The following is a 10,017-nucleotide window of genomic DNA, read 5'->3' on the forward strand; positions in this document are numbered from 1 at the left end:
CCTCGTCGAGCTCGCCGACCCCGGCGCGGACGGCGCCCGCCCGCCGGCCTCCGGCTTCGCGGGCAGCCGCATGTTCGGGGCGCCGGGGGCGCCGGGAGCTGCGGACGAGCCACGCGCCATCGACCTCGAACCCCAGCGCCAGACCGTTCACGCACAGGTGAACGCCCGATTCACCATGTCACCACCCGCACTCTGACCCGGCCCCGCAGGACCTTCACGCGGGTTTCGGGAATTGCTCATCAGAGCGCCCCCGCGCACAATTCAACAGTTGTCAATAGCCTTTCATGTAAAGGTGGTTGAGTAGTCATGTGTGACCCATCACTTACCCATCGGTAAGGCATACGCTCGAATCATGCGCCGAGCAAAAATCGTTTGTACCCTGGGCCCCGCGACCGACTCGTACGACCAGATCAAGGCACTGGTCGAAGCCGGAATGGACATGGCCCGATTCAATCTCAGCCACGGCAGCTACGCCGAGCACGAGGAGCGTTTCCACCGCGTCCGCAAGGCGGCTGAGGAGACCGGCCGCAGCGTCGGCATCCTCGCGGATCTTCAAGGCCCGAAGATCCGCCTGGGCCGCTTCGCCGAAGGTCCCGTACTCCTTGAACGCGGCGACGAGTTCACCATCACCGTCGCCCCCGGTGCCCGGGGCGACCGGAGCAGCTGCGGCACCACCTACGACGGCCTCGCCGGAGATGTCGCCACCGGCGAGCGCATCCTCGTCGACGACGGCAAGGTCGCCCTCGAAGTCACCTCGGTCGACGGCCCCCGGGTCCACACCCTGGTGGTCGAGGGAGGCATGGTCTCCGACCACAAGGGGCTCAACCTGCCCGGTGTCGCGGTGTCGGTCCCCGCGATGTCCGAGAAGGACGCCGACGACCTCCGCTGGGCCCTGCGGACCGGGGCCGACATCATCGCGCTCTCCTTCGTGCGCAGCGGCCAGGACGTCGACGAGGTCCACCAGATCATGAAGGAGGAGGGGCGCAGGCTCCCCGTCATCGCCAAGATCGAGAAGCCGCAGGCGGTCGAGAACATCGACGGAATCGTCGCGGCCTTCGACGGCATCATGGTCGCCCGCGGTGACCTCGGCGTCGAGATGCCGCTCGAACAGGTGCCGATCGTCCAGAAGCGCGCAGTCAAGCTGGCCAAGCGCAACGCCAAGCCCGTGATCGTCGCGACCCAGATGCTCGACTCGATGATCGACAACTCCCGGCCCACCCGCGCCGAGGCGTCGGACGTCGCGAACGCGGTCATCGACGGCACGGACGCCGTGATGCTCTCCGGCGAGACCAGTGTCGGCAAGTACCCGGTGGAGACGGTCCGGACGATGGGCCGCATCGTCGAGGCGGCCGAGGAGGACATCCTCGCCCGCGGGCTGCCGCCGCTGAGCGACCGGAACAAGCCCCGCACCCAGGGCGGTGCCGTCGCCCGCGCGGCAGCCGAGATGGGCGACTTCCTGGGCGCGAAGCTGCTGGTGGCCTTCACGCAGTCCGGCGACACCGCGAAGCGGCTCTCCCGCTACCGCTCCCCGATCCCGCTACTGGCCTTCACCCCGGACCCGGCGACCCGGGCCCAGCTCACCCTCACCTGGGGTGTCGAGACCTATCTCGGCCCGCATGTGGAGTCCACGGACGAAATGGTCGCGCAGGTGGACGAACAACTCCTGAAGGCGGGCCGCTGCCGGAAGGGCGACATCGTGGTCATCACCGCAGGCTCCCCGCCCGGCGTCGCGGGCTCCACCAATCTGGTCCGCGTGCATCATGTGGGGGAGGACGATTCCCCGAAGTAGGGCGGTTCAGTATTTCGGCCCGACGTTGGCATCCATGAGCGCCACGGATGCCCGTCGGGCGATGGAGACGTTGAACGGGTCGCTGCCGCGTGCGAGCGTTGTCCACTGGACACCCACGGCGCTGAGCGTGTCACCGAACAGCTTTCGGATGTCATCCGACTTGTTGGCGAACAAGTACCGGGGGTACTCATAACGCTTCTGCTCGCCCTTGACGAGGCGAGTGGTCCAATTGGTGATGCGGCAGCCGTCCGAGTGGATGAGCCCCCGGATGAATCCCCACGGATTCGCGTCAACGATTCTCTGCTGCCAGCCCTCCAGCATGATCTTACGCTCGTGCTTCTTCCCCGGGCCGTGCTGAGGGAACAGGCAGGGAAGATGCTTCGAATAGACCTTGATGTTGTGGCAGCCGGTCTTACGGACCCGACATGTGGCATTGTCCGGGAGCACCTTGCGCATTGCTGCCTCGGCCGCGTCCTGAATGCCAGGCCAGGAATCGTCGAGTGTGATCATGAGGTTCGGCACGCGGTGCTGGGAGTACTGGCTTATATGGCCGTCGCCCAAGTAGAGGCCGAGAAGGTAGGCATAGGCCGCCTCGTCGATATCGGCGCCATCGCACCGATGACACATCGGGTTGTGCGAGCCCGGACACTCGCCCCGCTTGGAGCGGTCCATGTGGAGCCAGTACGACACCGTGCCGCGAGGAACGTTCAGCTGACGGGCGACGTCAGCGCCCCTGGCGCCGGAACTGAGGAGGGCGAGCGCCTTCTGGCGGACTTCTGCGCTGTGGAAGATCACGTCACCACTCTGGGTGACGGTGCGTGCCTGCAAGTAGCAAAGAGCGGACATTCACGAGAACGTGAACATCCGCTTTCGGAATGGTGCCGGGTATGGGATTCGAACCCACATGTCCTTTCGGACAGAGGTGTTTGAGACCTCCGCGTCAGCCAATTGCGCCAACCCGGCTTGGTAGCCGGTGAGAAGTGTACCTGGTAACAGAAGCGCACAGCAGGTAGGTAGGCTGCTTCGCAGCAGTACTGCCATGAATCAAGGAGCCCCGTGACCGCCTCCGAGTCGCCCCAGCCTGTCGCCGACGACGACAAGTCGCACGTCCCGCCGCTGACGACCCGTGTCGTCATCGCCGAGGACGAGGCCCTCATCCGCCTCGACCTCAAAGAGATGCTCCAGGAAGAGGGCTACGCGGTCGTCGGTGAAGCCGGTGACGGTCAGCGGGCCATCGAGCTGGCCCGGGAGCACCGCCCCGATCTGGTGATCCTCGATGTGAAGATGCCCGTCCTCGACGGGATCTCCGCTGCCGAGAAGATCACCGAGGAGTCCATCGCCCCGGTCCTGATGCTGACCGCCTTCTCCCAGCGCGACCTCGTGGAGCGGGCCAGGGACGCCGGAGCGATGGCGTATCTCGTCAAGCCGTTCTCCAAGAGCGACGTCGTGCCCGCCATCGAGATGGCCGTGTCCCGCTTCACCGAGCTGAAGGCCCTGGAGCAGGAGGTCGCGGACCTCTCGCAGCGGCTGGAGACGCGGAAGCTGGTGGACCGGGCGAAGTCGGTGCTGCAGACGCAGTACGGGCTGACCGAGCCGGCCGCCTTCCGGTGGATCCAGAAGACGTCGATGGACCGCCGGATGTCGATGCAGCAGGTCGCCGAGGCGGTCATCGAGGACGCCGAGGAGAAGAAGGCGGCCAAGGAGCAGTAGGCGCACCCAGCGCCACGACGGTGAGAAGCCGGACGGCCCGCCCCGGGAGATATGCGGGGCGGGCCGTCCGGCTTTCGTCGTGCGGGGCCCTGCTCCGTGCGGGGCCATGTCTGGTGCGGGGCCTTGTGCCAGTCCTGTCAGTCCTCGCCGAGGTACGCCTTGCGGACCGACTCGTCGTGCAGCAGGTCATGTCCGGTGCCGGAGAGCGAGATCCGGCCGATCTCCATCACATAGCCGTGGTCGGCGAGCGAGAGCGCCGCCTGCGCGTTCTGCTCGACGAGCAGGATCGTCATGCCCTGGGACTTGAGCTCGACGATGGTCTCCATGATCTTCTGCATCATGATCGGCGAGAGCCCCATGGAGGGCTCGTCGAGCATCAGCAGCTTGGGCTGCGACATCAGCGCCCGGCCCATGGCGAGCATCTGCTGCTCACCGCCCGAGAGGGTGCCCGCCGCCTGCTTCCGGCGTTCGCCGAGGATCGGGAAGAGGTCGTAGGCGCGCTGGATGTCCTTCTCGATGCCGTCCTTGTCGTCCCTGAGGAACGCCCCGAGCTGGAGGTTCTCGAAGATCGACAGGCGCGGGAAGATGTGCCGGCCCTCGGGGGAGTGGGCCAGGCCGAGGGCGACGACCTTGTGGGCCGGGATGCCCGCGAGCGGCTTCCCGTCGAAGGTGACCGTCCCGCCGGCCGGCTTGATGAGCCCGGAAAGGGTGCGCAGGGTGGTGGTCTTGCCCGCGCCGTTGGTGCCGATCAGGGTGACGACCTGGCCGGCGCCGACGCTGAAGGAGATTCCCTTGACGGCCTCGATCTTGCCGTAGGCGACCCTGAGGTCCTGGACCTCCAGGAGAGCGGTCACTGGGTGTCTCCTTCGGTACCGGTGTCGCCGGTGGTACTGGTCGTGCCCGTGGTGCTTGTCGTGTCCGCAGTGCTGGTGGGGCCTGTCGTGCTCTGGGCCTCGGCCGCCTCGACCTCGGCCACCTCCTCGTCCCCCGGTGCACCCTCGAAGGGCGTTCCGAGGTAGGCCGCGATGACGCGTTCGTCGCCCTGGACCACCTCCGACGTTCCCTCGACGAGCTTCTCGCCCTGGACGAGAACGGCGACGCGGTCGCAGAGGTTGAAGATGAACCGCATGTCGTGCTCGATGACGAGGACGGCGATGCCCCGGTCCCGGATGGCGAAGACCAGCTCCTCGGTGGCGCGGGTCTCCTGGGGGTTCATCCCCGCGGTGGGTTCGTCGAGCAGCAGCAGCCCCGGTTCGCTGGCGAGGGCGCGGGCGATTTCGAGCTTGCGCTGCTCGCCGTACGGGAGGTTCCGCGCGAGGTGGCCGGCCTTGTGGGCGAGACCGATGAACTCCAGGAGTTCCGTGGCCCGTTCGCGGGATCGGGCCTCGGCCCGGTGGAAGCCGGGGCCGCGCACGATGGCCGACCAGAGGCCCTCCTTGGTCCTGGTGTGGCGTCCGACGAGGACGTTCTCCAGGACCGTCATGTTGGCGAAGAGCCGGATGTTCTGGAAGGTACGGGCGATGCCCGCTTTCGTGACGAGGTGCGGTTTGGGCGGCAGGACGGTGCCCTTGTAGCTGACCTTGCCCTCGGTGGGGACGTAGAGGCCGGTGAGGCAGTTGAAGAAGGTGGTCTTGCCGGCGCCGTTGGGGCCGATGAGGCCGACGATCTCTCCCGCGTTGACGGTGAGGTCGACGTCGCGTACGGCGGTGAGGCCGCCGAAGCGCATGATGACGCCTTCGGCCCGGAGCACGGGGGCGCCGGTGGCTTCCGGGGCCTGCGTGGTCGTTTGCGTGGTCATGTCGTTCCTCACGCCCCTGCCTTGCCTGCGGGGACGGTGTCGTCGCCGGGTTTCCGTTGGTCCGGCAGGCCGGGTGCGCCGTCCTCGTGGAATTCGAGCTGGCGCCGCCGGTTGGCGATGACGCCTTCGGGGCGGAAGCGCATCAGCAGGACGAGCGCGATGCCGAAGGCGAGCAGTTCGTACTGCTTGAGGAAGCCGAGCTTCTCCGGGATGAGGTAGAGGAAGGTGGCACCCAGGATCGGGCCGCCGACCGTGCCCATCCCGCCGAGCACCACGGCCGCCAGCAGGAAGGCCGAGTTGGGCGGCGCTGCTCCGGCGAACTGGTACGGGGCGGGCGTGACGCTGTAGGTCACGTGGGCGCTGACCGTACCGGCGAGGCCCGCGAGGGTGGCGCCGAGCGCGAAGGCGATGAGCTTGACCCGGAAGCCGTTGATGCCCATGGCGGTGGCCGCTGTCTCGTCCTCGCGGATGGCGATCCAGGAGCGGCCGATACGGGAGTCGGCGGCGCGGTTGAAGACCAGGACGACGAGTCCGGTGATCACCAGCATGAGGAAGAAGTAGTTGGCGAAGCGGCCGATGGTGAAACCGGCGATGTCATGGGAAGCGCCGAGGTTGAACCCGAAGAGTTCCAGGTCGGGGATGGAGGGGATGCCGTTGGGTCCGTTGGTGATGTCGGGGCCCGATGAGCCGTCCAGGCTGTTCACGGCGATGCGGAAGATCTCTCCGAAGCCCAGGGTGACGATCGCGAGGTAGTCGCCGCGCAGTCGCAGGGTGGGGGCGCCGATGAGGACGCCGAAGATCAGGGAGGCTGCCATTCCGGTCAGGGCGGCCGCCCAGAAGGGGAACTGGACACCGGAGAAGGTGGAGAACTCGGAGCCGGAGACCAGTGCGGCCGCGTAGGCGCCGACGCCGAGGAATGCGACGTACCCGAGGTCGAGCAGTCCGGTGAGGCCGACGACGATGTTGAGGCCGAGGGCGACGGTGCCGAAGATGAGGATGTTCACGCCGAGGTTGGCGTTGTGGTCCTCGCTCTGGGTGAAGGGGAAGATCGCCGCGGCGAGGAAGGCCATGGAGGTGGCGAATCCTTTGTGCCGGGCGTTGAGTTCGGAGAAGCGGTCGGTGAGTCCGGCGCCGAAAGCGGCCCAGGCGGTGAAGACGACGAGCAGGACGAACGAGACGAAGACTTCCGGCTGTTCGTCGGGGACACCGATGCCGTACGTGAAGACGATCAGGCCGAGCACGGTGGCGGCGGTGATGACCACCCGCTGCCCCCAGGCCGGCAGTGCACGGGCGGCGGGGATCGGGTCGGCCTTGGCGAAGTAGGACTTGGCCGTGGTGCCCGGCCTGGGCAGTGCCAGGGTGCCGACTAGGGCGAGTGCGCTGCCCACGGCCGCGATCCAGCCGCCCGGGTCGAGGTTGACGAGCCCGCCGAGTTCGAAGGCGATGGCGAGAACGACGTACCAGACGACGGCGAACGCGGCGAGTGCCGCGAGGAAGACCGGGGCGGTGGCCCCGCTGGGGTTGAGCCAGCGCAGTCCGCGTACGCGGGCGTGGCCGAGGACGAAGAGGAGGGTGACGACTCCGCCGATGACCGCGAGGAACTGGAGCCCTGAGGGGTTCCCCGAGTAGGTCAGGTCGTCGGCGAAGTCGGACTTCCAGGTCCAGGAGAGGAAGGCGCTGACGATGGTGATGACGGCGCCCGCCGCGGTGACCGCGCGGGCGGCGGTCAGCGGAAGCGGGATCAGCGGCGCCGCGCCGGCGGGCTCGTTGGCCCGGCCGGCCTCGTTGGTGTCCATGTCCGTGGTGTCCATGTCCGTCACGCCCTGTCCGCGACGCGTTCGCCCAGTAGACCTTGTGGTCGTAGGAGCAGTACGAGAATCAGCAGGACGAAGGCCCAGACGGCCGACCATGCCTGGCCGCCGAGCTGCTGCATGCCCGGTACCTGGTCGATGTAGGCGGTGGCCATGACTTCGGCGACACCGAGGACGAGACCGCCGAGCATGGCGCCGTAGATGTTGCCGATGCCGCCGAGCACGGCCGCGGTGAACGCCTTGAGGCCGGCCTGGAAGCCCATGCTGTAGTCGACGTTGCCGATCTTGAAGCCGTACGCGATGCCGGCGACGGCGGCGAAGAGGCCGCCGATGGCGAACGCGATGACGATGATGCGGTTGGTGTCGATGCCCATGAGCTGGGCGGTGTCGGGGTCCTGGGCGGTGGCCTGCATGGCACGGCCGGTGCGGGAGGTCCGGGTGAAGACGGCGAGTGCGGCCATGCAGAGGGGGGCCGCGATGATCAGGAAGAGGTCGCCGCTCTGGATGTCGATGGAGCCGAGGTGGTACGGGCCGCCGGGCAGGGGCGGGAAGACGCGGGCGTTCTCGGCGCCCGGGTACCAGTTGAAGACCGCCTGCTGCAGTGCGAGGGAGAGGCCGATGGCGGTGATGAGCGGTGCGAGCCGTGGTGCGCCGCGCAGAGGCCGGTAGGCGAAGCGTTCGGCTCCGACGGCGACGAGTACGGCGACGATGGCGCCGCCCACGAGCATGGCCGGCAGGGCGATCCACATCGAGGTGCCGTCGGGCAGCACGTACATGTAGACCGTCAGAGCGCCGAAGCCGCCGGTCATGAATATCTCGCCGTGGGCGAAGTTGATGAGCTGGACGATGCCGTACACCATCGTGTATCCGATGGCTATCAGCCCGTACATCGAGCCGAGGAACAGCCCGTTGGCCAGCTGTTGCGGCAGGGAGTTCACCGCATGGCCTCCATGTGGGTGGGAAGTGAGCGATGGGAGACTGCGGGCCGCGCGGTGACCGGTAGGTCGTGGCCGCGCGGCCTGTGCACTGCGGTGGTCCTGGTCAGCCGGCGGGCGTGTAGACGCCGCTCTTGACGGCCTTCCAGGCGCCGTTCTTGACCTGGTAGACAGTGAGCTGCTTGTTGGTCGTGTCGCCGTACTTGTCGAAGGAGACATGGCCCGCGATGCCGTCGAAGTCCGTCTTCTGGACGGCGTCGACGATCTGCTGGCGGGCGTCGGACGGGACCTTGCCGTCCTTCACCACGGCGCCGACGGCCTTGATGATGGCGGTGGCGGCGTCGTAGGAGTAACCGCCGTAAGTCCCGTAGTCACCGGTGTACTTGGCGGCCTTGTACTTCGTGATGAAGTCCTTGGCGGCGGGCAGCGACTCGACGGGGACACCGACCGAGGTGGCGAGGTCGCCCTCGGCCGCCTTGCCCGCGGTCTTGATGTAGGTGGGCGAGAACATGCCGTCGCCGCCCATCAGCGGGATGTGGGCGCCGGCGTCCTTGAGCTGCTTGGTGATGATCTGCGACTCGTCGTACTGGCCGCCGTAGTAGAGGATGTCGGCGCCGGAGTTCTTGATCTTGGTGACGAGGGTGGAGAAGTCCTTGTCCCCGGTGTTGACGTGGTCCTGGCCGGCCAGCTTGCCGCCCGCCTTCAGGAAGTTGGACTTGAAGAGCTTGGCGAGACCCGCGCCGTAGGTCTGCTTGTCGTCGACGACGAAGACCTTCTTCTTCTTGAGCGTCTGCCCGGCGTACTGCGCGGCGAAGCCGCCCTGGAGGGCGTCCGTGGTCGCGGTGCGGAAGTACGTCTTGTACGGGCGGGTCTTCGAGGTCTGCCAGTTCTTGCCCTGGGTGAGCTCGGGGGCGGTGTTCGCCGGGGAGATCTCGACCAGGTTGGCGGTGGCGAAGACCTGCTGCATGGTCTGTGCGACACCGGAGTTGAGCGGTCCGACGACGCCGAGGACCTTGTTGTCGGCGACGAGCGCCGAGGCGTTCTGCTGGCCGGTCGGGGGCAGGGCCTTGTCGTCGAGCGCCTTGATGCTGAACTTCACGCCGGGCACGGTGTTGTTCTTGTTCGCGTCATCGATGGCGACCCTGACGCCGCCCTGGATGCCGAGGCCGGTGGCGGAGTTCGCTCCGGTGAGCGGCGCGTCGACGCCGATGACGACCTCGGTCTTGCTGTCGCTGCTGCCCTTGCTGTCCTTGTTGTCGCGCGATCCACAAGCGGTGAGTGTCAGTGCGCCTGTGGTCAGCACGGTGGTGAGTATGAGCAACGAACGCTGTCGCACGATGAATCCTCTCCCTGGCGCCGCCGCCTCTGCTGAGGCGCCGTAGGTCTCGCCGGGCCGTACTGGATTGGTGCAGGGCCGTGCTGCAGACGCGCCCGGCGGCGCGGTGACTGGGCGTGACTCTAAGCGCAGGTGACGGAAGTGCGGACCGTTGAAGGTCAGGATGTGACTGTCTTGTTATGCCCGGAGCCGCGAACGGCAGGCGCACTGCGGACAGTTGGGAGAAATGCGGTCACCATGTATCTGCCCGGGATGTGAGAACGTGCAGTTCCGCTAAGGGGCTTGAGGCAATCATGGTGCTGTCGGCGGGTGCGTGGCGGGGATGTCGCGAAGCCGCCGCCCGGCGGGCGGGCGGCGGGGTGCCGAGCGGTCGCGGACTCGCGCGGACTCGCTCATTCTTTGCGATTGTGTTACGCAGCGTTACGTGAAAACGCGACGGCCGATGGTCCGGCTGCCGGATCCGACCGCCGGGGGCGCGGACGCGGGGTGCGGGGCGCGGATATGGGCGCCGGCTAGGGGGCGGCTATGGGGCGCGGGAGTGGGTGGCGGTCGTGGAGGGCCGGACTGTGGGTCCCGGGCGTCGGCCCGGCTACGGGGCCTTGGCCGTGGGCCCCGCTCCCGGGCGCGGGGCACGGCGC

General features: G+C 67.6%; 8 protein-coding genes, 1 tRNA gene and 1 pseudogene. 3 read left to right on the plus strand and 7 right to left on the minus strand.

Annotated elements, in window-relative coordinates:
• Both G3I19_RS30475 and pyk read left to right on the plus strand, forming a co-directional pair.
• A pseudogene (locus G3I19_RS30475) lies at positions 1-196 on the plus strand (hypothetical protein); the annotation flags it as partial.
• Positions 197-352: 156 nt separating this feature from the next.
• Complete coding sequence (gene pyk / locus G3I19_RS30480; RefSeq protein WP_164266952.1) at positions 353-1,789, plus strand: pyruvate kinase; 1,437 nt, start codon at positions 353-355, stop codon at positions 1,787-1,789.
• Positions 1,790-1,795: 6 nt separating this feature from the next.
• On the opposite strand, the gene G3I19_RS30485 is transcribed toward pyk, so the two are convergent.
• Positions 1,796-2,584, minus strand: coding sequence for a helix-turn-helix domain-containing protein (locus tag G3I19_RS30485; protein WP_343235253.1), 789 nt, complete (start codon positions 2,582-2,584; stop codon positions 1,796-1,798).
• Between the two features lie 81 nt (positions 2,585-2,665).
• A tRNA-Leu gene (locus tag G3I19_RS30490) sits at positions 2,666-2,752 on the minus strand.
• A 93-nt stretch (positions 2,753-2,845) separates the two neighbouring features.
• Here G3I19_RS30490 and G3I19_RS30495 point away from each other — a divergent pair.
• Positions 2,846-3,499 (plus strand): response regulator, encoded by a 654-nt coding sequence (locus G3I19_RS30495; RefSeq protein ID WP_164266954.1) that lies wholly within the window; start codon positions 2,846-2,848, stop codon positions 3,497-3,499.
• Between the two features lie 137 nt (positions 3,500-3,636).
• Here the strand turns inward: G3I19_RS30495 and G3I19_RS30500 are convergent, their stop codons facing one another.
• The 5 genes from G3I19_RS30500 to G3I19_RS30520 all read right to left on the minus strand — a co-directional run bounded on the left by G3I19_RS30500 (position 3,637) and on the right by G3I19_RS30520 (position 9,379).
• Positions 3,637-4,353 carry an ABC transporter ATP-binding protein gene (locus tag G3I19_RS30500; RefSeq protein ID WP_164266955.1) on the minus strand — a complete coding sequence of 239 codons (717 nt, stop codon included), beginning with the start codon at positions 4,351-4,353 and terminating at the stop codon, positions 3,637-3,639.
• Positions 4,350-5,297: an ABC transporter ATP-binding protein gene (locus tag G3I19_RS30505; RefSeq protein ID WP_164266956.1), complete on the minus strand. Its 948-nt coding sequence runs from the start codon at positions 5,295-5,297 to the stop codon at positions 4,350-4,352. Before G3I19_RS30505 ends, G3I19_RS30500 begins: the two co-directional genes overlap by 4 nt.
• Before the next feature lie 8 nt (positions 5,298-5,305).
• Positions 5,306-7,093 (minus strand): branched-chain amino acid ABC transporter permease, encoded by a 1,788-nt coding sequence (locus G3I19_RS30510; RefSeq protein WP_164266958.1) that lies wholly within the window; start codon positions 7,091-7,093, stop codon positions 5,306-5,308.
• Between the two features lie 20 nt (positions 7,094-7,113).
• Positions 7,114-8,046: a branched-chain amino acid ABC transporter permease gene (locus G3I19_RS30515; protein WP_164266957.1), complete on the minus strand. Its 933-nt coding sequence runs from the start codon at positions 8,044-8,046 to the stop codon at positions 7,114-7,116.
• Between the two features lie 103 nt (positions 8,047-8,149).
• Positions 8,150-9,379, minus strand: coding sequence for a branched-chain amino acid ABC transporter substrate-binding protein (locus G3I19_RS30520; RefSeq protein ID WP_343235254.1), 1,230 nt, complete (start codon positions 9,377-9,379; stop codon positions 8,150-8,152).
• Positions 9,380-10,017: the final 638 nt, after the last annotated feature.

This window comes from Streptomyces sp. SID10853 (genome assembly GCF_010548145.1).
GTDB lineage: Bacteria > Actinomycetota > Actinomycetes > Streptomycetales > Streptomycetaceae > Streptomyces.

Bases quoted from the DNA above. Each gene is read 5' to 3' on its own strand.
- G3I19_RS30505 (WP_164266956.1), bottom strand. From the start codon at position 5,297: ATGACCACGCAAACGACCACGCAGGCCCCGGAAGCCACCGGCGCCCCC.
- G3I19_RS30510 (WP_164266958.1), bottom strand. From the start codon at position 7,093: ATGGACACCAACGAGGCCGGCCGGGCCAACGAGCCCGCCGGCGCGGCG.
- pyk (WP_164266952.1), top strand. From the start codon at position 353: ATGCGCCGAGCAAAAATCGTTTGTACCCTGGGCCCCGCGACCGACTCG.